Annotated in this window: 20 protein-coding genes; 16 read left to right on the top strand and 4 right to left on the bottom strand. The window is 30.9% G+C overall.

The window, feature by feature from the left end; genetic code table 11:
- Positions 1 to 372 precede the first annotated feature (372 nt).
- The 6 genes from ASF10_RS05475 (at position 373) to ASF10_RS05450 (ending at position 6,463) form a co-directional block, all read left to right on the top strand.
- Positions 373 to 2,850, top strand: coding sequence for a hypothetical protein (locus tag ASF10_RS05475; protein WP_056246450.1), 2,478 nt, complete (start codon positions 373 to 375; stop codon positions 2,848 to 2,850).
- 21 nt (positions 2,851 to 2,871) lie between these two features.
- Positions 2,872 to 3,795: a hypothetical protein gene (locus tag ASF10_RS05470; protein ID WP_056246447.1), complete on the top strand. Its 924-nt coding sequence runs from the start codon at positions 2,872 to 2,874 to the stop codon at positions 3,793 to 3,795.
- A 135-nt stretch (positions 3,796 to 3,930) separates the two neighbouring features.
- Entirely contained in the window at positions 3,931 to 4,305 is a 375-nt protein-coding gene (locus ASF10_RS05465) for a hypothetical protein (RefSeq protein WP_056246444.1), read from the top strand.
- Positions 4,306 to 4,308: 3 nt separating this feature from the next.
- Positions 4,309 to 5,007 (top strand): hypothetical protein, encoded by a 699-nt coding sequence (locus ASF10_RS05460; protein ID WP_056246442.1) that lies wholly within the window; start codon positions 4,309 to 4,311, stop codon positions 5,005 to 5,007.
- 2 nt (positions 5,008 to 5,009) lie between these two features.
- Entirely contained in the window at positions 5,010 to 5,888 is an 879-nt protein-coding gene (locus ASF10_RS05455; protein WP_056246439.1) for a DUF4145 domain-containing protein, read from the top strand.
- A gap of 65 nt (positions 5,889 to 5,953) precedes the next feature.
- Complete coding sequence (locus tag ASF10_RS05450; protein WP_056246436.1) at positions 5,954 to 6,463, top strand: hypothetical protein; 510 nt, start codon at positions 5,954 to 5,956, stop codon at positions 6,461 to 6,463.
- 13 nt (positions 6,464 to 6,476) lie between these two features.
- Here the strand turns inward: ASF10_RS05450 and ASF10_RS05445 are convergent, their stop codons facing one another.
- The 3 genes from ASF10_RS05445 to ASF10_RS05435 form a co-directional block, all read right to left on the bottom strand.
- A complete protein-coding gene (locus tag ASF10_RS05445) occupies positions 6,477 to 7,247 on the bottom strand; it encodes a hypothetical protein (RefSeq protein ID WP_056246433.1) in 771 nt (256 codons plus the stop codon).
- A gap of 29 nt (positions 7,248 to 7,276) precedes the next feature.
- Complete coding sequence (locus ASF10_RS05440) at positions 7,277 to 8,506, bottom strand: phage integrase SAM-like domain-containing protein (protein ID WP_056246431.1); 1,230 nt, start codon at positions 8,504 to 8,506, stop codon at positions 7,277 to 7,279.
- A 165-nt stretch (positions 8,507 to 8,671) separates the two neighbouring features.
- On the bottom strand, positions 8,672 to 12,112 hold the full coding sequence (locus ASF10_RS05435) for a methylmalonyl-CoA mutase family protein (protein WP_056246428.1): 3,441 nt from the start codon (positions 12,110 to 12,112) through the stop codon (positions 8,672 to 8,674).
- Between the two features lie 307 nt (positions 12,113 to 12,419).
- On the opposite strand from ASF10_RS05435, the gene ASF10_RS05430 reads away from it, so the two are divergent.
- The 9 genes from ASF10_RS05430 (at position 12,420) to purU (ending at position 19,775) form a co-directional block, all read left to right on the top strand.
- Entirely contained in the window at positions 12,420 to 13,994 is a 1,575-nt protein-coding gene (locus tag ASF10_RS05430; protein WP_056246427.1) for a murein L,D-transpeptidase, read from the top strand.
- Positions 13,995 to 14,202: 208 nt separating this feature from the next.
- A complete protein-coding gene (locus ASF10_RS05425; RefSeq protein WP_056246424.1) occupies positions 14,203 to 14,544 on the top strand; it encodes a hypothetical protein in 342 nt (113 codons plus the stop codon).
- Between the two features lie 201 nt (positions 14,545 to 14,745).
- On the top strand, positions 14,746 to 15,396 hold the full coding sequence (locus ASF10_RS05420; RefSeq protein WP_056246421.1) for a hypothetical protein: 651 nt from the start codon (positions 14,746 to 14,748) through the stop codon (positions 15,394 to 15,396).
- Positions 15,397 to 15,505: 109 nt separating this feature from the next.
- On the top strand, positions 15,506 to 15,928 hold the full coding sequence (locus tag ASF10_RS05415; protein WP_056246418.1) for a cytochrome c oxidase assembly factor Coa1 family protein: 423 nt from the start codon (positions 15,506 to 15,508) through the stop codon (positions 15,926 to 15,928).
- 157 nt (positions 15,929 to 16,085) lie between these two features.
- Positions 16,086 to 16,706 (top strand): hypothetical protein, encoded by a 621-nt coding sequence (locus tag ASF10_RS05410; protein WP_056246416.1) that lies wholly within the window; start codon positions 16,086 to 16,088, stop codon positions 16,704 to 16,706.
- Complete coding sequence (locus ASF10_RS05405) at positions 16,657 to 17,310, top strand: hypothetical protein (protein ID WP_241774911.1); 654 nt, start codon at positions 16,657 to 16,659, stop codon at positions 17,308 to 17,310. The genes ASF10_RS05410 and ASF10_RS05405 overlap by 50 nt, the downstream gene beginning before the upstream one ends.
- Positions 17,311 to 17,333: 23 nt before the next feature.
- A complete protein-coding gene (locus ASF10_RS05400; RefSeq protein ID WP_131726509.1) occupies positions 17,334 to 17,936 on the top strand; it encodes a hypothetical protein in 603 nt (200 codons plus the stop codon).
- A 172-nt stretch (positions 17,937 to 18,108) separates the two neighbouring features.
- Complete coding sequence (locus ASF10_RS05395; protein ID WP_056246410.1) at positions 18,109 to 18,837, top strand: DUF4197 domain-containing protein; 729 nt, start codon at positions 18,109 to 18,111, stop codon at positions 18,835 to 18,837.
- An 83-nt stretch (positions 18,838 to 18,920) separates the two neighbouring features.
- Complete coding sequence (gene purU, locus ASF10_RS05390) at positions 18,921 to 19,775, top strand: formyltetrahydrofolate deformylase (RefSeq protein ID WP_056246407.1); 855 nt, start codon at positions 18,921 to 18,923, stop codon at positions 19,773 to 19,775.
- Between the two features lie 270 nt (positions 19,776 to 20,045).
- Here purU and ASF10_RS05385 read toward each other — a convergent pair whose 3' ends face one another.
- Positions 20,046 to 21,539, bottom strand: coding sequence for a catalase (locus ASF10_RS05385; RefSeq protein WP_056246405.1), 1,494 nt, complete (start codon positions 21,537 to 21,539; stop codon positions 20,046 to 20,048).
- Between the two features lie 861 nt (positions 21,540 to 22,400).
- On the opposite strand from ASF10_RS05385, the gene ASF10_RS05380 reads away from it, so the two are divergent.
- A complete protein-coding gene (locus ASF10_RS05380; protein WP_056246403.1) occupies positions 22,401 to 23,411 on the top strand; it encodes an aldo/keto reductase in 1,011 nt (336 codons plus the stop codon).
- The last annotated feature ends 140 nt before the right edge of the window (positions 23,412 to 23,551 follow it).

The raw sequence follows: 23,551 nt of genomic DNA, 5'->3' as shown, positions 1-23,551 counted from the left end.
CTTGGTGGTCAATTTGCTCCGGAATTAGGTGGTCAGTTTGCTCCGGAACGGGTGGTCAATTTAGTCCGGAATTAGGTGGTCAAATTGACCGGTTTTTCCACTCAATATGTTAATCGAAAACTAAAAGAAATCTTAGGCTCTAAAAACTTAGCAATTTCCACTCATAGCCTTAGAAAAACTTTTGGTCGTCAAGTATGGTCTAATAACAACGAGACGGATAAGGCTCTTTTATATCTGAGCGAACTATTTAATCATTCATCGCCAGCTATCACGAAAAGATATCTAGGAATTAGACAAGAAGAGTTAGATGATATTTACATGAATTTGTAAGGCTATTCAATAAAAATATTTATTTTTACTTAAAAAATAAATTTGAATAGTCATAAGCTTTACGATAAAAAGATATTTTGGATAATTAGAGAAAAGAAAAGACAAATTAAATTAAGGTTTAATATCTTTAAATTTTATACAACTCAAAAATTTGATTTCGAGAAAGAAAATCTTTCGTACAGTCGTTTTTATTTATTTGCATTTTTAAAGAATATTGCTCGTGCAGTTCTTTATGTAATATTCTTATTTACAATTGAGTATTTTACACAATTATTTTATAATAAAAATGCTTCTTTCCTTCCCACAGAAGTTATAAAAATTATTACATTTTTACCAAAACCAGCTTATCCAGATAGCAATGATTCTGTTACTCAATTCATCTCATTAATTGCTAGTGTATCAGGTGTATTGCTCGCATTATTTTATCCCATTTTAGCTACCATCGCAAGTACTGGATATGCAAAAGTTAATTCAAGTATCAGAAACTTAATCTTCATAGAGCCAGTTACTCAAAACTATCTAAGAAAATTAGCATTTTTGACTTCTTATTCAATACTAACTCTTTTATTAATAACATTTGGTTTTAAACCAGGGAATCTAGTTCTACTCGTTCTTCTCTTTTTAAGTTTAACCAGCTTATTTTCTCTATTAAAATTAGGAGCTGGAGTTTACAATCTTTTTGAACCTGATACATTATTAAATATTGTAAACAAGGATATTAGAGAAGACATCAAAAATGTAACCATTAAAAGCGTCTATTGGAATAATCCTAACTTTCAAAATCATTTTAGAGGAAAAGCTGAAAAAAATATTGATAAAATAAGACTAATTATTGAGTTAAGTTTTGATGCTGTATTAATAAACAAACAATCATTTTTAAAAACAATTTCACAAACATATTCACTCTTAAATCATTATTCCGTACAAAAAAGCAGGATACCCGTAAAAAGTAAATGGTTCAAAAATAAAGAGTACCACAAGTCATTTTTTGAAACTACTGACCATATAAGACAAACATCCATTAACACCAAAACTTATGTCCAAAGTACAGCTGATGCAAATCTTTTGTGGTTTGAAGAAGAAATTTTTGAAATATTAAATGAGCTAGGCAAAAAACTAATTATTACTTCAAATTACGAAATAACAAGTGAGTATCTATTAAAATCGATGAATACTCTTCAATATTATGGCTATAAGTTTGAATTTAAGCTTGCCGACAAATTACTTGTCGAAAATTTATTTGTTACCGAAAATTCGTTTTTAGAAATTAAGCACAATTCATACAAAGAATCTAAAGCGAATCTAATATTAGCTGAAACTTTTGCACGCTCATTGGGAAATTTTCAAATTTCCTTTTTTAATGCTATGGAAGATATAAGTGTCGAAAATTTTAACAACGAGGTTAATAAAATTAATTGGAGAAAAAAAGAATCTATTTATGAATCAAAACTTCCAAAGCATCTATATTCTCTTCTGGAAAAATATCACAAAAGTATAGAAAATGAAATTTCTATTGAGGGCAAAAAAATAACGCCAGATTGGTATATAATTCAACATTGCACAGCCGAGTATCTAATTTTGATTGAAAAAGAATTCACTCAAACATTAGCTCAGCTAGACAAATTCATTAATCCACTAATTAATAAATCTAAAGAAAAAAGGGATTTTTTGACTGTGTCTTTTCTTTGCCATTTAGCATTGGAACTAACAAGCAAAATTGAATTTCGAATAAGCAGAATAGCGACATTAGTTGATAGTTTTGATAGAAATAATTTATATAAAGGAAATTTTCATTGGAGCAAAATTGAAATTCCTAAAATTAAAGAAAAAATATATTTAGTAAGAGAGACAATAATTTTTGAAACGAGTAATACTATTGAAAAAATAAACACTGCTGACTGGAATGAAGAATTCCCTGATATATTTGGTCGTTCATTTTCAATTTTAGCAGAGGAATTAATTAATTGTTTCAATGAGAAGGATTTAACAAAATTTAAAAAACTTTTTACACCATTTTTAAAAAGCTCCTTACCTGCTTTTTATTCACTTTACTCCAGATATAAAGACAAATACATTCATCATTTAGAAATAGCTTACCAGATTCACATCGAATTGTTTCAAATTACTGGTCTGTCCTATATTTACTCTGAATTAACGGATATACCCTTTTGGAACACAGCAATTGAAATTTGGAATGAAAGCAATTTCTCTAAAACTGAAATCGAAATTTTTATTTCTTCTTATACCTTTTATAAAAAAGATAAGCTAGGCGTTGGACACAATTTTCATGAAAATAATAATCGTTCAAAGAATATTACTGAATTTATTGAGAAGAATCAAATTGATAAAAATGCATTCAAAAAAAATATAATATCAAAGTACATTACAAACAATAATTATAGAGACAACGACTATGAAGAGATATTTTTAGAATTTTATCTTTTGACATTTATAGAAGCAAAAGATAGTGCAATGTATCTTTCAAAGATAAATCAAAGAAACCTGTTCACTAAGATTTAATATATCATAGAAGAAGAAAGTATGGAAGAAGAAACGAATCAAATATCTATCGAATTTAGATATCCTTATGATTACCACTATAAAGAAGCTAGGTACTTTCATCATAGTATGTTAATGCAGGATTTAAGCTTTGATACCTTTCAGCATAGAAAAGGATTAATAACTTTTACCTTGGAAGCACAGGATTCTAATAAAGTACTTGATGAAATCACGAATATTTTTGAACTACATCCTGATACATGGCGAGGAAATAGCACTGAAGTAGTTTTAATTGAATTATTTCTTTTAATAGCGAACAAACTTATAAGAAATGGAATATGTTGCTTTGAAAAAAACTCATCAATTGCGAACAACGCTCTAACAAATATTAAATTAGTAGATGGCAATATAAAAAGAAAATGGAATTTTATAAAACAAACCCTACCAAAAGATATAGAAGAGAAATCAGTAAAAATACCAATAGACAAGTGCTTCATTTTAGAATTTCCACATCAGCTATGTACCACAAAACAATATTCCTCGGTAATTAAAAGCATAAAAGAAATTGATTCAAAAGATTCTCCAATGTTGTCGATATTAAATCCTTCTACGTTAAGCAAAATAAAGGGATACGACAATATAGAACACCATAACTATATAGAATTAATAACATGGCGGTTAACCAAAGACATTTCTTGGCACCATCGGAGTCAATTTTCTCAAAAAGAAATTTTTTCAAGTTATTACATGACCTTAAGAGATTTAAAATTTAAAAGAACTAAACTTTTGCTAATGTATCATATTTTTAAATTCATGGAAAATATGATTGAAGAAGTTTTTAGTAATGTAAAATTAAAAATCAATTATATCAAAAACATTGAAGACATAAATCTTTTGATTGATAATTTTGAAAAAGGAAATTTTAGTCACGAAGATTATAGACAAGCTATTAGAGATTACCATTAATTTTCTGTTCAAAATATAAAAATGAAAGTTAGATTAATGTTTAAAATTCATTTTTTACTCAACGTAAAAATTCTCATCTTTAGTAACCAAATTTAGTAAGTGATAAAGCATAACCAGTAATTAAAAATAAAAATAATGAGCGACATTAGCATATCAGAATTAATAGACCTTGCATCAGAAGACATTGAAGATGCTGAAGAAAAAGTAACCCAAACTTTTGAATGGTACTATGATAGAACAACAATGACTATAAAAGGAACAATAGGAGCATCTGCGTCGCTTATTGTAGCTTTAGCAATTTCATATTTTAAGCAAGAATTTAAAGTTAGTGAGAAAGAACTTTTAATACCATTGTTCTTTTCAATTTTGACCGCTTCCTTTGGTTTTTATAAAATGTTTCAATTGTCAAAAATAACAAAACAATATATAGCAACTATAAAATTACTTAGTGATTTAAAAAAAATACGTCCATTCTTATCTCTCTATCGTTCAATTTTAAATCAAGACTAAAAAATGGACACAACAAACTATACAAATATTGTCAGCATAATTTCATCTATTCTAGGCGTTCTTTCAGCTCTCGTAACTGTTTTTTCATTTTTTTTAAACTATATTAAACAACAGAAAACGCTTGAGGAAATCGATAACAAATTATTCAAACAAGCCTTAGAGTCAGGAGATATAAAAAAACTAGGTAGTTATCTCGATAAAAACATTGGAAATGTAACAATCAAAGAATTTTCGACAAACTCAAAAATCCAAAAGAAAGTAAATAATTACATTCAAAATATTATTTCTTTTATTGGCACGGAAGAAGATATTAAAAAAGCAGATACTAAATTACACAAACAAGAGATTATCCATGATAATGATAACATTAAAGTTCCGAATGAATTTTACCCATTTATAAAAGAACTTCAATTAGGACAACCGTGGAATGCGTTAGCCCAATTGAGAAGACATATTGAAATAAACTTGAGAGAAATTTTAAAAAGTTATAATATTGAAACAAAAGAGTTTATATCTATAAGTCAAATGTTATCAATATTAGACTCTATGAATTTAATTCCAACTTCTTATATTCAAGACTTAAAATATGCCGTTGCAATTTGTAATAAAGCTGTGCATGGTATTGATATTTCGTTACCTGAAGCAGAAGAAGCAATTCAAGTGACAATTAGAGCATTTAATGAAATTAACAAAGATAAATAGAAATGAAAAAATCATATTGTAATAATTGTAAAGGTCTGAGAAATCATTCTGACTTATTTGAAAAGAAAATAAGAGATGATGATGATGGATTTCCTTCAATCGAAAAGTATTTAGTAATTCAATGCATGGGGTGCGAAAATATTTCATTTATGAAGATTTATGGAGACATCTCAATGGTAGATTATGACCAAGAAGGTAATGCAGAATATTACTATGATGAAACTATTTATCCGTATTATTTAGAAAAAGGAAATGAATTAAAGAGTTTATACCATTTACCACCAACGATTAAAATTATATATGAAGAAACAATTAATGCGTTTAAAGCAAATTCATATATCTTAACTGCTGGGGGACTGAGAGCGATTATTGAAGCTATATGTAATCATCTTAAAATCAAAAATGATAATCTAGAAAAAAGAATTGATGCATTACAAAACAAAGGCTTTATCACATCAAATGAAGCCAAAAGAATACATTCAATTAGATTTTTAGGTAATGATGCTTTGCATGAAATAGCAAAACCGCAAAAACAGCATTTATATATTCTTCTTGAAATTGTTAATCACCTATTAGCTAATCTTTTTATTAATGATAAAATTATTAAAGGTGTTGTAGATACAGTAATTGACAAATATGAAGATTTTGTGATTTTAACTAAAAATATAATTAACCTAGATTTATTAAATAAAGAGCTATCTATGACTGAATTATTGGGTAAATCTAAAAGATTAGTTTTAAAAAGTAAAATTGCAGAATTTGAAACAGCTTTCATAAGAGAAATTCAAGAAGGTAAAATTGAATATATAAGTTTGATTGAGGTTGATGAAATTATGAAATTTAAAGTTGAAAAAATACCCGAAAAAACTTTAGATTGGTAACAAAAGTAAAAACTTAATAAAAACATCACTATAAACAAACTTTCACATATACAACTAAAAAAATCATGGATTTATTTCACGTTTCAACAAAAAAATATCACGTCGGTCAAATCATAAAGGCAAAAGATTTTGAAAATACTGAATATTATCAAAATGCAACTAATCAAAACAAAAATTGGATTGATGAGTTTTTAGATATTAATAAACCAGCAAATGCACCTGAAAGAAAAAAAGCAATTTATGCTTTTGATTGTGTTGAAAATTGTGTTGCTTTCAAGGGACAAAACAATGATAATTTTTATTACAAAGTCAAAATGCTTAAACCTATCGCATGTCCCATGTCTTTAACAGATGCGTTAAAAAGGGAAGATGAAGAAAATAATCTTAGAATTGCCAATGAATACTGGAATTATAACGAAAATTGGAAATTCTTAGAGTACTTAAGCTCTGAAATGCAAATAATTGAAATTATTCCACCTCCCAATATTATACTAGTTAATAAAGGAAAAATGAATTACAGCTCAGACCGTGAATTAACACAGAGATTACTTACGTTATATAAAAAGAAACAATGAGATTTTTTTTCCTCTAAAATTTAAAACCAATTTTAGCAAGTTTAATTTCCACCGTATCAACTGCTTTTTTTGAATTCATCGGATTATTTTTACCATTTACATCGTCACGTAGCATTGGATTTATCATTGACTGAATTGTTGATGCTTGTGTTCCTGTAATTGCGCTCAGAACTGTTGCCATACTATTAACCGACGTATTAAAAGGTTGCTTAGTTCTTAAAAATTCAATGATTCCAAGCTTTTCTAAAAAAACTATTTTTGCAGTACTTGTAGTATCACTTAAATCAATAATTTCATCACTTTGTTGCAGTTCATCATTATTATGCAAATACAAGTCAAGGTTTTCTTCAACTGTTTCCTCATAAAACATTTGATACATTGTATTGTTTCTTAGTCTTGAATCCTTTGGCAAATCACTTATTTTCCTAGTAAGTAAATCATTTAGAATTTTTGAAATTTTCTCTCTCTCATTCTGTACTTCTTCGATATCTGTTTCTTCATTTTCTTTCAAATGGGTCTCAATATATTTATTCCTTCTTTGAACTATATCTGTCTTTTGCTTTCCACGAAGATGACTTGTATAATAAATATCAGGAACTTCTATTCCATTATCTAATTTTATTTTTTGCACTAAAGAAGTATTATAAGCTGCATGTTCATTCATCAAATCATACAATAATTCTACATCTAAATTATTAGTTAAATCATATATTTTTCTTCTAATATCAAAATCAGTTAATTTACTGCTTTCCTTAAAAAATGCTATTAATTGTGAGCTACTCATTTAAAAGTGTGTTTATATTCTTTCTATTTTCAAAGAGCCAATTTATTAAAATATTCTAACATCTGTGAAGCATTATCATAAGTTGTCTTACCAATATAAGATAAAAACATTGTTTCAGTTCCATGAGCTGTTATATTCATTAATATAGAAGTTGGTATTCGACCATAAAAGTTAGTAGCAAATGACCTTCTGCAAACATGTGAACTTATCACTTGCCATTTTTCATAAGTTCCAGCAGTTAGAGTTCTTTTTTCGTCTACACGCATTTTGCCTTTTACAATTGTATTAATTTTTGCTTCCTTACAGACTTCTTTACAATAGCTATTAAAATTTTCTAAATTTATTTTATAAGGTAATCCACTTTCTATTATTTCGATTGCTGAAGGAATCAAAGGAATCGCAACCTGCTTACCAGTTTTCTTTTGCTTTAATTCTATAATCTTCATTCCGTTAATATCTTTAATGTTTTTTTCAGTAATATTAAGTAAATCACCAGCACGTTGTCCAATTAAGCACCCTAATAAAAGCCATTTCCTTGCATTAATATAAGCCTCACGCTCCAACTTAACATTTTTAATAAGTTGTTGCTCATCCTCCGTTAAAATGATGATTTCATCTGGCTCTTTGACTTGTTTGATTGCTTTGATTTGTTTAAACTGTGGATGTGTTGGAATTCCATTTATAGATGCCTTATTTACTACTGCTCGCAATATTGAAATATAAGTACCAATATAATTTACTGAACGTCCTTTATCTCTATGGTACTTTTTAAAAACATCAATAAAATTCAAATCTATATCTCTAATAAGCACCTGCTTTCCTTTTAAATTATCAATCTCATATTTAATTATAAACTTTTTAAGATTTTCTAAGTTTTTAATTGAACCCGCACTTAAATTATCACCAGAATTAATATAAGCATCTATAGAATTAGTTAAAACATCTAAATCAACAACGACAACTTTATTATTGAAAAGGTCTATCTGATGTTGCAACCATTCACCAGAAAATATTATCCCTTTATCAATTGAATTATTGTATGCTTCATTAATAAAAATTGACAATTTATCGAGTTTAAATTTAATTGCTTTCAATTCTTGGCTTTTCTGTAACGGTTGCCCTTTATCTTTACTCCAATCATTCGGATTAATTGTAAAGCCCGTTTTACGTTTCCATACAGACTCTCTATTTATTGAATAACGAATGTAAATGTTTGCATTTTCATTTTTACTTTGAATAAGATATTTTATAGTTGCCATCCTTTAATTTTTGTAATACATCAAATGTAAATAAAAAAATACACTTTTAGTCAACAATTAGTCAACCAAAAGTGTATTCCGATAAATTCATTAAAACCTAATCAACAACTAAAGCAATGAAAACACTAGACTTTTATTCGTTTTGATTTATGCAAATTATTCATTCTACATATTCCTTCTATACTGCCCGCCAACTTCAAACAATGCCGAAGTAATCTGACCAAGCGAACAAACCTTTGTAGCTTCCATTAAATGGTCGAATAAATTTTCGTTTTTAATCGCGGCTTCTTGTAGTTTGTTAAGATGCTCGTTTACTTTTGCTTCGTGAAATTGATGTAAGTTATCGAGCATTGTAATTTGATATTGTTTTTCTTCTTCAGTGGCACGAATTACTTCTGCCGGAATTACCGTTGGAGAACCTTTTGAACTCAGGAATGTGTTTACACCCACAATTGGAAAATCTCCGTTGTGTTTTAGGGTTTCGTAATACAAACTTTCTTCCTGAATTTTAGAGCGTTGGTACATTGTTTCCATTGCGCCAAGAACTCCGCCACGTTCTGTAATTCGGTCAAATTCTTGTAGAACTGCTGCTTCTACCAAATCTGTTAATTCTTCGATAATGAAAGATCCTTGAATTGGGTTTTCATTTTTCGCCAAACCTAATTCTTTATTAATAATCAACTGAATCGCCATTGCTCTACGAACAGATTCTTCGGTTGGTGTTGTAATCGCTTCATCGTAAGCATTTGTGTGTAGCGAATTACAGTTATCGTAAATCGCATACAATGCCTGCAAAGTGGTTCTAATATCGTTGAAATCAATTTCCTGCGCGTGTAAAGAACGTCCAGATGTCTGAATATGATATTTAAGCATTTGGGCTCTTTCGTTTGCTCCGTATTTGTTTTTCATGGCTTTTGCCCAAATTTTACGCGCCACACGACCAATAACCGAATATTCAGGATCTACTCCGTTTGAGAAGAAGAACGATAAATTTGGTCCAAAATCGTTAATGTTCATTCCGCGGCTTAAGTAATATTCCACGTAAGTGAAACCATTAGAAAGCGTAAATGCCAATTGCGTAATTGGGTTCGCTCCAGCCTCTGCAATATGATATCCTGAAATCGAAACCGAATAGAAATTACGAACGTTTTTGGTAATAAAATATTCCTGAACGTCACCCATTAAACGCAAAGCAAATTCGGTAGAGAAAATACAGGTGTTTTGCGCCTGATCTTCTTTCAAAATATCTGCCTGAACCGTTCCACGAACTTGCGATAAAGTTTTGGCTTTAATATCATTATAAACATCCTGAGGCAAAACCTGATCTCCGGTAACGCCCAAAAGCATTAAACCTAAACCGTTGTTTCCTTCCGGCAAATCGCCTTGATAAATTGGTCTTGCGATACCTTTTGCTGCGTATATTTTGTTGATTTTAGCTTCAACTTCTTTTTCTAATTCGTTTGTTTTAATGTAATATTCGCATTGCTGATCGATCGCCGCATTCATAAAAAAGCCCAACAACATTGGCGCTGGTCCGTTTATGGTCATACTTACAGATGTTAATGCATGAACCAAATCGAAACCTGAATATAATTTTTTAGCATCATCAAGACAACAAATCGAAACTCCGGCATTACCAATTTTACCATAAATATCAGGACGAATATCTGGGTCGTTTCCGTATAAAGTCACACTATCAAAAGCGGTCGAAAGTCGTTTTGCCGGCAATCCTGCGCTCACATAATGAAAACGTTTGTTGGTTCTTTCCGGTCCGCCTTCTCCGGCAAACATTCTTGACGGATCTTCGCCTTCACGCTTAAACGGATATAATCCTGAAGCAAACGGAAATTCGCCAGGAACATTTTCCTGTAAATTCCAACGTAAAATATCGCCCCAGGCTTCATATTTAGGCAAAGCAATTTTTGGGATTTGCAAATGCGATAAACTTTCAGAATGTGTTGCAATCTTGATTTCTTTATCACGAACTTTAAACGAGTAAACCGGATTTTTGTATTTGGCTACTTTTTCATCCCAATTCAGGATAATTTCCCAATTGTACGGATCTAAGTCCATTTTTACTTTATCAAACTGATTTAGTAAAAGGTTCAAAAAGATTCTGTTTTCGTTAAGTCCTTCGACTTCGCTCAGGATGACAGTCGAATCATCAATTCCTGCTTTATTGATTTGCGGAACTTTTCCTGAAACCGATTCTATGGTTTTAAAGATTCCGTATAATTTTTGCGCTACTTTTTGTTGCGAAACGGCACTTTCATCATACGATCTGTTATTTTCTGCAATTTCAGATAAATAACGGGTTCTATGTGGCGGAATCACGAATATTTTCTCGCTCATTTCCTTCGTAATCTGGAAAGTCGATTTTAATTCGGATGCTGTTTTCTCCACAATTTTATCCATAATCGCTTTATAAAGCGTGTTCATTCCAGGATCATTAAACTGTGATGCAATGGTTCCGAAAACCGGCATTTCATCCGGATTTTTATCCCAAAGATTATGATTGCGCTGGTATTGTTTTTTAACGTCACGAATCGCGTCAAGTGCGCCTCTTTTGTCAAACTTATTTAAAGCTACCAAATCAGCAAAATCAAGCATGTCGATTTTCTCTAATTGCGTTGCTGCACCAAATTCCGGAGTCATTACATATAAGGATACATCAGAATGGTCCATAATCTCGGTATCAGATTGTCCGATTCCCGAAGTTTCCAGAATAATCAAATCATATTTTGCCGCCTTTAGAACCTGAATCGCTTCGGCTACATATTTAGATAATGCCAAATTTGATTGGCGTGTTGCCAGCGAACGCATATAAACACGAGGATTATTAATGGCATTCATTCTAATTCTGTCTCCTAATAAAGCTCCGCCCGTTTTACGTTTCGAAGGATCGACAGAAACCAACCCGATTGTTTTCTCCGGAAAGTCAATTAAAAAACGACGAACCAATTCATCTACCAAAGATGATTTTCCTGCTCCACCCGTTCCTGTAATTCCCAGAACCGGAATTATAGAATTGGTATTATTAATATGTATCTGGTCAAAAACAGGTTTTGCAATTTCAGGAAAATTCTCTGCTGCCGAAATTAAACGCGCAATTGCCGTTGGAATTTTATTTTCGATATGATCGATTTCTCCGTTTAGTTTATCACCAATAGGATAATCTGAGCGTTCGACCAAATCATTGATCATTCCTTGTAATCCTAAAGAACGACCATCATCCGGAGAATAAATTCTGGTAATACCATAATCCTGTAATTCGGCAATTTCGCTAGGCAGGATTACTCCGCCTCCACCGCCAAAAATATTGATATGTCCCGCTCCTTTTTCATGAAGCAAGTCATACATATATTTAAAGTATTCATTATGACCTCCTTGATATGATGTCATGGCGATTGCATTTGCATCTTCCTGAATAGCAGTATTAACCACTTCTTCGACACTACGATCGTGACCCAAATGAATCACCTCAACTCCGGTCGACTGAATAATACGACGCATGATATTAATTGCTGCATCATGACCGTCAAAAAGAGAAGCCGCTGTAACAATTCTTACTTTATTTTTAGGAATATATGGTATTTGTTGTTCCATTTTATGAATATGATAATTTTAAGGGAGCAATTTACAAAATATTATAATATTTGTTCATCCTAATATCTTTTTGTTAACAAATAAAATAAACTTTTTTTTCATCAACAGAGGTAACAACTTCTGTACACATCGTATTTATCTTATATAGGTCTTATAGAAATGTTAACAACATGGAAATCTTGAAAAATTTAAATTAAATACAACAACTTGTTTTCCAGACATCTAAAGTAATTTTACAAAGTAGAAAAGCCCCAAATTTTTACCCAAAAACTTTTACCGTCAAGTAATAAACGTAAAAATTTAAAAAATGAAAACATTACACCAAATTAGCCTAATATTAAGTTTAAGTTTTTTTGTATCTTCTTTTAACAGAGCAGAAAACGACATCATATCTAATAAAAAAACTTTAACTGTTGCAACTATTAACTACAATTCAGACTCTGATAATGTAGAGGAAATTTCGAATAATTTCTTTAAAAGATTCTCCGATTTAAAAAAATATAAATCTGATGTTATGTCATTATACAAAAATAGACCTGTGGGAACTATTTGGTTTGATGAAGATAATATTAACGAATTTGGTTCTGTATTATATGAAAAATCAAAAAAAACAAATGACTTAATTATTCCGTATCAAAAAGAAATCGATGAACTTTTTACTTCATCAGAAACTACTATTTCTAAAACAGATGCAGATATGCTTTTAAGTTCATTGTATATTGTGTATGCGAAAAAAAGCAATTCAGATGCTAAGAAAAAAATGTCTTATGATGATATGCTAAAAGATTTTCTAAATTACAGCACGATCGAAGAAGCAACTGCTTCTACAACTGTAGATTCAAAAGTAGAATATGACCAATATTACAAATTACAAGACGTTCTAAAAAAATATAAAAAAATAGATCGTTCTAATAAATGGAAACCTATTGTTCCGGAAGAAACTCCTTATAAAGATTTACGCCCAGACGCCATTTCGAGCACTATTGCACAGGTAAGAACAAGATTGTATTTGCTAGGTGATTTAAAACAAGACTCTAAAAGCAATGTTTATGATCGTGAATTGATGGATGCTGTAATGAAATATAAAGTTCGTAACGGTTTTAAACCTAACTATATCCTTGCAGAAGAACACATTAAAGAAATGAATATTCCGCTTACGGATAAAATGGAAACTTTAAAACTAAACATGGAAAGATGTCGTGCTATTGCGTCTCAACTTGCCGCAAGCGATGAATATGTTTTAGTAAATGTTCCTTCGTTTGAATTGGTTTATGTTAAAAACGGAAAAATACAATTGACTTCGAATGTATTTGTTGGTGCGCCATTAACTAAAACAACTATTTTTAACAGTGAAATTGACAGAATCGTTTTTAGCCCTTACTGGACTGTGCCACAAAGCATTGTAAACAATGAGTTGAAAGGTAAAATCGCTTCTGATAAAAATTATCTAGCCGAAAAAAATATGGAAATAGTAAATGGTCAGGTCAGACAAAAACCAGGACCGGATAACTCTTTAGGATTAGTAAAATTCATGTTTCCAAATCCAGATGACATTTATATGCATGATACGCCATCTAAAACGTTATTCGATTTTGAAAGAAGAACATTTAGCCATGGTTGTATAAATGTAAAACTAGCTAAAGAATTAGCTGTTGCAATGCTTCAGGATTATCCGGAATGGACTCCTGCTAAAATTGATAAAGCTATGGACGGTAAAGCAGAAAACAGCTTTAAATTAACTAAAAAAGTGCCAATTTATATCACTTACTTTACATCTCTTGTAAATGAAAACGGAGAAGTTGGTTTCTATCAGGATGTTTATGAAAAAGATAGTGAAATAAATAATTCTTTATCAACATCACAATCTGTTTCTTCCAATTAATATTTAAAGAAATCATTATACTAGCTTTTTATTCCTTCAAAATATAGATTATTTTTTGAAGTAATAAAAGGCTTTTTTCATGGATAAAAACTAACCAATAAAAAACCTAAACTATTAGTATTAAAACTTTTACAGGTTAAAAAACAGTCAGAATAGCTTGATCTTTGCAGAATAATTATACCACTATTATTCTAAACATCAATTTATCATGAAAACAGAAAATATCGAAGGATTAACGCTTTTTGAAATAAATATATTAATCCAACAAGGCGGAAGATTTGTAATGTTTCCAAATCTTATTAGCAAATTAAAAAGTTCTACTATTTATTTTGTTCGTCCTGAAGAAAAAATTTTCAAGTACGCCTTTAAACACTTTTTAAAGAATTTATCAAATGGCTGGCGTTCATTTCCTCTACGTCCTTTTTACATTTCAAAATCATTGTTTTATTTGGCTATTGGCGGTAGAGATTATACGCATAATATACTGGCAGACTTAAAACAAATCAATCCAATATACAATCCAAATTTGTATTGCCTTCAATACGTTTAAATTTAATAAAGAATAATTTAAACTTATAATTCATCAGCATATCTGTTGCTCAAAAATGATCTTGCCATAATTGTCTTAATCTATTATTTAAAAAACTTTTACTGGCAAACTTAGACGTTAACAAAAAATATATTTACAAATTGAATTTAGCTCTTTACAGGGCTGAATTCTTTTTTTATTTAACTTCTAATTGATCTAAATATGAAAACTACAGCATTCAAATTATTTATCTTCTGTGTTATTCTAGGCACAACAGCTTGTTCTTCTAACGATTCTGCCGAAAATGAAACTTCTACTCCTGAAAAAAAACTATATGATTACTATGTTGACAGCAACATGCAAAAATCAATAGACCAACTTGGTATTGCAATCCACAAAGGCAATACGCCGCCTAATGTAGAAGGTATCTATAACATTGATCCTTTTAAATGTACCATGTCTAATTTTAGTGATGGAATGTTAGGCGTTAATCTTGGCGCATCTACTCTTACTTTATCCAATCAAAACACAGTGAATTTGAGTGTTGATTTTAAAAATTTCATCATTTATTCTTATGAAGATAAAAATGAAACCTGGGAAGGAAAAGGCTCTTTCATTTCTGGAGAAGGAAACAAATTCTCCATTTTGTTGCATAGTAATGGTGAAATAGATTACACTATTTATAAGGCAAAATTTCAAAACTTAATCATTCTTTCCGGCGAACTTGATGTTCAGAATGGTAAAATAAAAGGAATCAAAAATTTACAAATGGCATCTATTATGTCTGATGATTATGGCGATCCTCACAATACTTTAATATCAATAGGTCAGGGACGCCTTTTTACCAATAGTTATGCCGGCGCAAATAATTAAAAACATCCTGAATAGTATTTTTCTACCTTTATTTTAAAATAATTTTCAACCGGAATAACAGTATTTTTCTATCTTTAAACTCTAATATTTAATTATTACTTTTTAAATCATGGAAGACGATTACGTTGAAGTTAGAAAAAGTTGGTGGGAAAGAAACTGGAAATGGTTTGTACCAACCGGATGCGTGAGCATTTTATTGATTTTTGTATTATTTATAGCGGGAATTTTCTTTGGAGTTACTTCTATGCTGACAAATTCTGATGCTTACAAAGGCGCCATGAATGAGGCACAACATAACCAATTGGTAATTGAAAAACTAGGAACTCCTATTGAAGATGACGGAATGACTTCTGGCAGTATAAATACAACCAATAATGACAGCGGAAATTGTAATTTACAAATTCCGATAAAAGGGCCAAAAGGAAAAGCAACTTTGTTTGTTGTTGCTGAAAAAAAAGGAGTCTGGAAATATAGCGAAATGACTGTTTTTATAAAAGCAACAAAAGAAGAGATCGATTTACTCAAAAAATAAGTACACATAAAAGGCAGATTCCTTCTTGGTTTCTGCCTTTTTTATTGAAAAGTATAAAAATGTAATCTAAATATTTTTTGAAAGTTGTTGCTCTCAAATGCAAAAAACAACTTAGAAATAGTACTTTTATCAGTAACAAATTTTCATATTTTCTATCATGAATATCCGCCTGTTTTTCTTTTTATTTTTATTCGGTTTTTCGACTTTAATATTTTCTCAAACACCCGTTAAAAAAAATCCTTCCAGCAATACATCATCAGCAAAAACTGAAAGTCCTGATATTTATATAAAAATATTGTGGCTGGATAATGCTGGAACTCTTCAGCTCAACGAAGATTATATCAAAACAATAACAGAGCAACAACGAGCGGTTTTAGGTTACATTGCAACTGATGTTGGCAGTGAATGTCATTGGGATGGAGAAAAAAAAGCAGACAAAAGCAATTTGAAATGCAAATTGTTATCTGCACTAAATTTAGGCTATCAATGCTCTGATACGCATTTGTCATTTCTAAAGAAATGGTTCAAAGACGATCTCAAAGTGCTTGAAAGATTACAATATTGCAATAAAACCGAATCTTCACAAAAAATTCAGGATGGTTTTGTAACATTAAAAATGCTTACAAACGAATCAACCATCAAAATAATTTACTCAGCAGTTGGCAGCGATAGTAATGCACAGAAAAAATGGAGCTGGATAGAAGAATCTGTTTATTCTTTTAGCAAAAATGAAGTTAAACAAACAGACAGAAAAAACATCAACGGTGTTTATAATTAGAACGAATCCTGAAAAAATTAAGCAGCATTATTTACTTATGAATAAAATAAAATTATTTTTACTATACATCACTTTTCTTCAAAGTGTATTTGTATTAGCACAATCTAACGCTAATTATCAAACCCTTACCAATAGAATAAAACAATTTTCGAAACCTGCCAAAATATTGTATAAGAATATTGATGCCAAAGGAAATGGTTCGATAGAATTTACAAATGCAAAAAAGCAAATACTCCGTTTTCGCTTAAATAATAAAAAGCTAGAAATTATGCATGGCGGAATTGCTTATCAGCTTTTTTATTATAAAAACAATTATCTGCAAAGAATTGAAACATTTGATAGTAACGGAAAATTAGCTCCGGAAAGAGAATCTAAAAATGAAGCTGCTGTCAACTTTATTATTGACAAGCCAGATTTATACCTCAGGAAAAAGAAACTTATTGATGCTGCCGAAGGAAATATTGATCTAAAAGATGACAGCAATGAAAAAATTATAAGAGTGGAAATATTCGATGAGAATAATCTACCAATAAGGGAATTTCAACCCACTTATATTTCCAGTAAAACGTATTATAATTATAATGATAGAATGTATTGGCCTTAACAGAAGATTTTCACCTCTTAAAATTGATTATAAAATTACATTCTAAAGTCACGATGAATTGGAATAACGGAATGGGATATATTCGTTATATCATTTTACCAAATAATGATAATTGGCAACAAATACTTGCTGATAGTTATAGCAGCGAAACTAACACAATTAAAATAAAACAAGATAAAAAATTTCTTGACGACTTTGATGCATGTGTTTTTAAATTAATATCAGCTCGCGCGCACCATATATTTTATCAAAATGAATCTTTTGGAACCATTTTAATGGATAGCATATCATTTGGATTGGAGAAATTTTACTCAGATTATTCTAAACAATATAACGGTGAAGTTATTGTTCTAAAAGGACATCCGGATTGTTTTGATCTCTATGATATCGAAATATATATAAATGGAGTTTTGACACGTAAAAGTATAAATATTGCTAAAGAATTATATAACAAAGCACCGGAAATACTTAAACCAATGTATTCTTCTTATGAAAATACAGAAATTGGACAACCTTCTATTTATGAAGAACTGCCGTACTTAATTCCATTTTTAAATCATTTTGGTTGGACGGAAGAATTTATGGATCAAAAAAAATGGCAAGTAGTAACCACTAATCTGGATTAATAATGCTTTTATTATAATTCATTATTCTTTTACAATACGTTCTTTTTCTACAAAAAACGGAGATTCTAATGTCGAATGTTAATTATAAAACAAATTGCTTCTTCTCCCGAATAAAATTGTGGCTTTATTTTTGAATAAGTATTATTTTTGAAACTTATATAAAACCTACCTAATGAAAAAGATTTTAATTTTATCTCTTTTCCTTTCTCTAAGCTCTTATGCTCAGGTAAAAGAAACTTTAGCTCAAAAACTGTCAAGATTATCAACACAACTTTCAGGAGTTGGAGTTGGCGGCGTTGATATTGCAGCCGGGCTTAAAGAAGCTCTAAACAAAGGAATTACAGAACAAGTAAGTAAACTAACGGCTGTGGATGGTTTTTATAAAAATGAAGCTGTAAAAATTTTAATGCCGGCTGAATTACAAAAAGTCGACGCTACTTTGCGTAAAATAGGAATGTCGTCTCTTGCTGATGAAGGAATCAAGGTTTTGAATCGTGCTGCCGAAGATGCTGTAAAAGAAGCAACGCCAATATTTGTTTCGGCTGTAAAAAACATGTCGTTTACAGATGCTAAAAATATTTTGTTAGGAAACGAAAGTGCCGCAACTACTTATTTGCAAGGCAATACCAATACAGCTTTATACGCAAAATTTAATCCGGTGATTAAAACCTCTTTTGAAAAAGTAGGCGCTGATGTTGTCTGGAAAAATATCATTAATAAATACAACACGATTCCGTTAGTAAAAAAGGTAAATCCTGATTTGACTGATTACACAACAAATCAGGCTTTGGTTGGTGTTTTTAAAATGATCGCTGTTGAAGAAAAAGATATTAGAACAAATATTAATGCAAGAACTTCGCCTTTATTGAAAAAAGTTTTTGCCATGCAGGATAAAAAATAACTTTTATGGTTTGAATTTTTAATCGGTTAATTGTTTAACCGATTAAAAATTTAACCAATTAACTGATTAACCAATAAACCAAAATGCAAAAAATAACCATTCTGATTCACTGTAAAGACCAAAAAGGAATTATCGCAGCAGTGACAACTTTTATTGCTAAAGTAGAAGGAAATATTACCTACATAGACCAACATGTTGATGTAGAACAAAATGTATTTTTTATGCGATTAGAATGCGAGTTGACCAATCATAATATTACTATTGATGGTCTGAAAGCTGATTTTGATCAAACTATTGCTGCTGATTTTGATATGTCCTGGGATTTATACAATCAGGAACAAAAACCAAAAATGGCATTGTTTGTGTCTAAATACGATCATTGCTTATTTGATATTTTAGGACGTTACAGCGCCGGAGAATTAAATGTTGAAATTCCGGTAATTATTAGTAACCATAATGATTTAAGATCTATTGCAGAGCGTTTTGATATTCCGTTTCATTGTGTGCCTTTTACAAAAGACAATAAGGAAGAAGGAGAAGCAAAACAAATTGAATTATTAAAAAGATATCACATCAATTTTATTGTACTGGCGCGCTATATGCAAATCATTACACCAAATTTGATAGCGCTTTACGAGAATAAGATCATTAATATTCACCATTCATTTTTACCTGCTTTTCCAGGGGCAAAACCATATCACTCGGCTTTTAAACGTGGTGTAAAAATTATTGGTGCAACAAGCCATTATGTTACGGCAGAGTTAGACGAAGGCCCAATTATTGAGCAGGATATTGCGCGTGTTTCCCACATACATTCTGTAGATGATTTTATTATGAAAGGAAGAGATTTGGAACGTATTGTTTTGGCTCGAGCCATAAAATTACACGCAGAACGTAAAACTATGGTTTACAGTAATAAGACTGTGGTTTTTTCTTAGGCATGTTTTAACTGCTAATTTTTTTTTAACCGCAAAGGCGCTAAGGATTACGCTAAGTTCGCTAAGCTTTGTCTTTTTTTGGCCACGGATTGTGTGGATTTAAATGGGTTTTCGCTGGCTTCTTTTTCTAAATTCATACTAAAGAAAATTTATTATTTATATCAAATAACAAACCCGACAGGTTTTGAAACCTGTCGGGTTTTGTATTTAAAATCAAAGGAAAACCTTTGAGCCTTTGTAGCTCTGAACCTTTGAACCTATAAAAAAAACCTATCTTACTTCAATCAACAATCTTGGATCAGAAAAATTATTTACTTCATCCATTGTCAGACCTAATGCATTTGCTACTCCTGCTCCATAAGCGGGATCAGCTTTGTAACAGTTTCTAATGTGACGCACCTGAATAAATCTTTGCGCCCCTCCTACTTGTGCTGCAGTATTTTTGAATAATAATTGTTTTTTCTCATCTGTTAATAATCGGAATAACAAACCTGGCTGAGTGAAATAATCATTATCATCATCTCTAAAATTATGTGCATACGCATCGCCATGCAATTTTAATGGTGGTTCTTTAAATTCAGGTTGTTCCTGCCATTCACCAAAACTATTTGGTTCGTAATGTTTACGTCCGCCATTATTTCCGTCAACACGCATTGCTCCATCTCTGTGGAATGTATTATAAGGACATCTTGAAGAATTTACCGGAATTTGATAATTGTTTACTCCTAAACGGTATCTGTGTGCATCTCCATAAGAGAATAAACGGGCTTGTAACATTTTATCCGGCGAAAAACTAATTCCAGGAGGTACATGCGCAGGATTAAAAGCTGCTTGTTCAACTTCGGCAAAATAGTTCTCAGGATTTTTATTTAATTCAAATTCTCCAACCGGAATTAAAGGAAAATCTCCTTTTAACCAAACCTTCGTCAAATCAAAAGGATGGAAACGATAATTATCAGCTTGTTCTTCGGTCATAATTTGAACAAACATTTTCCATTTTGGAAAGTTTCCTTCTTCAATAGCATCAAATAAATCTCTTTGATGACTTTCTCTGTCTCCACCAACTAATAACGCTGCTTCTTCATCAGATAAATTTTCAATTCCTTGTTGTGAAACAAAATGAAATTTCACATAATATCTTTCGTTTTGAGCATTCAGGAAACTAAAGGTATGACTTCCAAATCCGTGCATTTGTCTGTAAGATCTTGGTATTCCACGATCACTCATTACAATTGTAACCTGATGTAATGCTTCAGGTAATAAAGTCCAAAAATCCCAATTGTTATCAGCACTTCTTAAATTGGTTCTTGGATCACGTTTTACTGCGTGATTTAAATCAGGAAATTTCATTGGATCACGAAAAAAGAAAACAGGTGTATTATTACCTACCAAATCCCAATTTCCTTCATTTGTATAAAATTTCATAGCAAAACCACGAATATCTCTTTCGGCATCAGCAGCACCTCTTTCTCCTGCAACGGTTGAAAAGCGTACAAACATTTCTGTTTTTTTACCAATTTCCGAAAACAAATCGGCTCTTGTATATTTTGTAATATCATGAGTTACAGTAAAAGTCCCGTAAGCTCCAGATCCTTTGGCATGCATTCTTCGTTCCGGAATTACCTCACGATCAAAGTGCGCCATTTTTTCCAGAAACCAAAAATCTTGTAATAAAACTGGTCCGCGTGGTCCAGCAGTTTGTATATTTTGATTGTCCGGAACGGGAGTTCCTGTTGCAGTTGTTAATTTTTTGTTTGAATCCATAATGCTGATTTTTAATGTTTTATCAAATATACGAACTTATCTTTATGATATTCATAAACAAAATTGATTGTTATTATATTTTAATAACCAAAAGTTATTTAACGTTATAGAAAGCTCAGAAACAAGTATTAATAAATCTTAACTTATGTCCAACAAAGTAATAACAAAACCTTAACAGCAAAACATTCATATATATTGGATCTTTGTAGTGTAATAAACTGGTTATTTATTATTTTGGTTTTGGTTAGTTAAATGATGCCGGCGTCTTCGAGATGCCGGCATTCTTTTTTATATTAAGTTTTTGTTTCAGGTTTTCTTTTGTTTCAGGTTTCAGGTTGCTTTACTTTGAGCATAATTTTACCGCAAAGTTCACAAAGTTTTTTCGCAAAGTTTCGCTAAGATTTTAATTTATCGTTGAAAGTAATCAAAGTTCACAAAGCTTTGGGCACAAGTACAGTATACATCTTAAATTTTGTTTCAGGTTTTTCTAGCTTTTAAGTTGCTTTACTATGAGCATATTTTTACCGCAAAGTTCGCAAAGTTTTTTCGCAGAGTTTCGCAAAGTTTTTTAAATTATGTTTGATCAAAGTTTAGAAAGCTTTGGCATAAGCCATAGTATAACTTTGTGAACTTTTTCTATATAAAATAACTTTAAGCATAGAATATAACCTTTGTGTCCTTAGCGAAAAAACTTTGCGCTCTTTGCGGTAAAATCAACACAATCCATAACCTGAAACAAAGAAAACCTGAAACCCCTTTCCTCATTTTGGATACAACTACACGAGATTTAGATACTTTATAAAAGGAATACTCACGGATCTTTGCTTTATAATTTTCAAACAACTATTTAAAACAGAAATTATGAGTGCTATAAAAAAAATTAAATTAGGAAATCAAGGACTTATTGTACCTAACATTGGTTTGGGATGCATGGGAATGACCCAAATTGCGGGAATGGATATTTATGGCAAAGCAGATGAAAAAGAAGCAATTGCAACCATTCACTGTTCGCTTGAATTGGGAGGAAACTTTTTAGACACGGCTGATCTGTACGGTCCATTACACAACGAAAGATTAATTGCAAAAGCAATAAAAGGCAATAGAAACGCCTATAGTATTGCAACTAAGTTTGGTTATGAAATAGACGACAATGAGCAACTTACGTGGCAGTTTAACGGTAAAAAAGAGTATGTAAAAAAAGCTGTAGAACGTTCCCTGAAAAATTTAGGTACAGATTATATCGATTTATATTATCTACACAGACTTGATCCTAATACACCAATTGAAGAAACTGTTGCTGCAATGTCAGAATTGGTAAAAGAAGGAAAAGTGGGTTATATCGGACTATCCGAAGTTTCATCAGACACGATTCGAAAAGCACACAAAATTCATCCTTTGACTGCTGTTCAAACCGAATATTCTTTGTTTGAAAGAAGTGTTGAAGAAGCTGGTATTTTAGATACGCTGAACGAATTAGAAATTGGATTTGTGGCTTATTCTCCGCTAGGAAGAGGTTTTATTTCCGGAGATATTAAAAGTCCTGATGATTTTCCTGAAAATGATTTCAGAAAAGCAATTCCACGTTTTCAGGGAGAGCAATTTCAGAAAAATATTGAACTGGTAAATGAAATCACGAAATTAGCAAATGAAAAGCAAATTACAGCTTCGCAATTAGCGCTGTCATGGATTGCTTCAAAAAATATTTTATCGATTCCGGGAACGAAACGTGTAAAATATGTAGAACAAAACATTGCTGCTGCCCAAATGGTTTTATCAACTGATGAAATGAATCGTTTAGAAAAAATTATTCCGCTTGGAACCATTACCGGTGCAAGATATGATGTGGCGAACATGGCGGGTATTGATCAATAAAATTCTTTGGCTTCGCTCAGTCTGAAAATAATAATCTCCTGAGCGAAGTCGAAGATTATTGCAAAGAACAATTAAAAGAAAAGTTATCTTTACGAAAGCTTTGCTGTTTATATATTTCTTAAATATTCTATATATTTTAT

It is taken from the genome of Flavobacterium sp. Leaf82, assembly GCF_001422725.1.
GTDB lineage: Bacteria > Bacteroidota > Bacteroidia > Flavobacteriales > Flavobacteriaceae > Flavobacterium.
Note: the sequence above shows the minus strand (reverse complement) of the source record. Positions and strands in the feature narration are given on the sequence as shown.

Bases quoted from the DNA above. Each gene is read 5' to 3' on its own strand.
- ASF10_RS05470 (WP_056246447.1), top strand. From the start codon at position 2,872: ATGGAAGAAGAAACGAATCAAATATCTATCGAATTTAGATATCCTTAT.
- ASF10_RS05465 (WP_056246444.1), top strand. From the start codon at position 3,931: ATGAGCGACATTAGCATATCAGAATTAATAGACCTTGCATCAGAAGAC.
- ASF10_RS05460 (WP_056246442.1), top strand. From the start codon at position 4,309: ATGGACACAACAAACTATACAAATATTGTCAGCATAATTTCATCTATT.
- ASF10_RS05455 (WP_056246439.1), top strand. From the start codon at position 5,010: ATGAAAAAATCATATTGTAATAATTGTAAAGGTCTGAGAAATCATTCT.
- ASF10_RS05450 (WP_056246436.1), top strand. From the start codon at position 5,954: ATGGATTTATTTCACGTTTCAACAAAAAAATATCACGTCGGTCAAATC.
- ASF10_RS05445 (WP_056246433.1), bottom strand. From the start codon at position 7,247: ATGAGTAGCTCACAATTAATAGCATTTTTTAAGGAAAGCAGTAAATTA.
- ASF10_RS05440 (WP_056246431.1), bottom strand. From the start codon at position 8,506: ATGGCAACTATAAAATATCTTATTCAAAGTAAAAATGAAAATGCAAAC.
- ASF10_RS05435 (WP_056246428.1), bottom strand. From the start codon at position 12,112: ATGGAACAACAAATACCATATATTCCTAAAAATAAAGTAAGAATTGTT.
- ASF10_RS05430 (WP_056246427.1), top strand. From the start codon at position 12,420: ATGAAAACATTACACCAAATTAGCCTAATATTAAGTTTAAGTTTTTTT.
- ASF10_RS05425 (WP_056246424.1), top strand. From the start codon at position 14,203: ATGAAAACAGAAAATATCGAAGGATTAACGCTTTTTGAAATAAATATA.
- ASF10_RS05420 (WP_056246421.1), top strand. From the start codon at position 14,746: ATGAAAACTACAGCATTCAAATTATTTATCTTCTGTGTTATTCTAGGC.
- ASF10_RS05415 (WP_056246418.1), top strand. From the start codon at position 15,506: ATGGAAGACGATTACGTTGAAGTTAGAAAAAGTTGGTGGGAAAGAAAC.
- ASF10_RS05410 (WP_056246416.1), top strand. From the start codon at position 16,086: ATGAATATCCGCCTGTTTTTCTTTTTATTTTTATTCGGTTTTTCGACT.
- ASF10_RS05405 (WP_241774911.1), top strand. From the start codon at position 16,657: ATGAAGTTAAACAAACAGACAGAAAAAACATCAACGGTGTTTATAATT.
- ASF10_RS05395 (WP_056246410.1), top strand. From the start codon at position 18,109: ATGAAAAAGATTTTAATTTTATCTCTTTTCCTTTCTCTAAGCTCTTAT.
- purU (WP_056246407.1), top strand. From the start codon at position 18,921: ATGCAAAAAATAACCATTCTGATTCACTGTAAAGACCAAAAAGGAATT.
- ASF10_RS05385 (WP_056246405.1), bottom strand. From the start codon at position 21,539: ATGGATTCAAACAAAAAATTAACAACTGCAACAGGAACTCCCGTTCCG.
- ASF10_RS05380 (WP_056246403.1), top strand. From the start codon at position 22,401: ATGAGTGCTATAAAAAAAATTAAATTAGGAAATCAAGGACTTATTGTA.